At 70.4% G+C, this 1064-nt stretch carries 1 protein-coding gene; it reads right to left on the bottom strand.

The genetic code is table 11. The annotated features are described in order from the left end of the window. Nucleotides 1–972, bottom strand: a complete 972-nt coding sequence (locus FB00_RS20730; protein WP_047234814.1) for an IS481 family transposase — start codon at nucleotides 970–972, stop codon at nucleotides 1–3. Nucleotides 973–1064 lie beyond the last annotated feature (92 nt).

The raw sequence follows: 1064 nt of genomic DNA, 5'->3' as shown, positions 1-1064 counted from the left end.
CTAGCTGTACTGACCCGGGACGTTGTTGACGCGGTCGATAGGACGTAGGCCGCCGATGCCGGTGTGGGGTCGTTCTAGGTTGTAGTGCTCGAGCCAGGTCGGCAAGGCGTGCGCGCGGTCGGTGGTGGAGGTGTAGGGGCGGGCGTAGGCCCACTCGGTGGCCAGGGTGCGGTTGAGGCGCTCGGCCTTGCCGTTGGTCCAGGGGCAATGCGGCTTGATGAACTTCAGGCGGATCCCGAGCTCGGCCGCGGCGTCGCGGAAGGCGTGGGACTGGCGGTAGTTCTTCGCGTTGTCGCTCAGGACGCGTTCGACGGTGATGGCGTGCGCGGCGTAGAACGCGGCGGCCCGGGTCAGGAACCCGGCGCAGGTCGTGCCCTTCTCGTCGTCGTGGATCTCGGCGTAGGCGAGGCGGGAGTGGTCGTCGATCGCGGTATGGACGTAGTCATAGCCGATCCCGCGGCCGCGTACTTCCTCAGACCGGCCGTGCGCGCGCCACCCGCCGCCGTCCGGGATGCGCCCGAGCTTCTTGACGTCGATGTGGACCAGCGAGCCCGGGTAGGGGTGCTCGTAGCGGTTCGCTGAGCGTCGGGTGGCGCGGATGACCTGCCCTGTGACGGGGTCGCACGCGGTCAGGCGCGGGGTGTGGTGCCGGGCCAGGACCCGGCCCACGGTGGAGGCCGGGACCCCGACCCGGCGGGCGAGACCGACCGGACCGCGGCGGGTCAGGTGCCGCCAAATCCGGATCCTGGCCTCGACGCACGCGCCTGTGCGGTGCGGGCACGAGTGTGGGCGTGAGGACCGATCCACCAGCCCCGCACGGCCTTGCTGCTGATAGCGGCGCCACCACCGCCACGCGGTCGTGCGTGAGACGCCCATCTCCGCGGCGACGTGCGCGACCGGCCGGCCAGCGGCGATCCGCCGGACCATGGTCATCCTTCCGGCAGGGGTCAGCCGGGCATTAGCGTGGGACACGAGAGACCTCCGTTGGTGTGAGCCGGGTTCCTAGACAGCTCCCACTCGACCCGGAGGTCTCTCGCCATGTCAACAACCTGCTGGGTCAGTAC

The sequence above is a fragment of the Cellulosimicrobium funkei genome (assembly GCF_001019615.1).
Classification (GTDB): Bacteria; Actinomycetota; Actinomycetes; order Actinomycetales; family Cellulomonadaceae; genus Cellulosimicrobium; species Cellulosimicrobium cellulans_E.
Note: the sequence above shows the minus strand (reverse complement) of the source record. Positions and strands in the feature narration are given on the sequence as shown.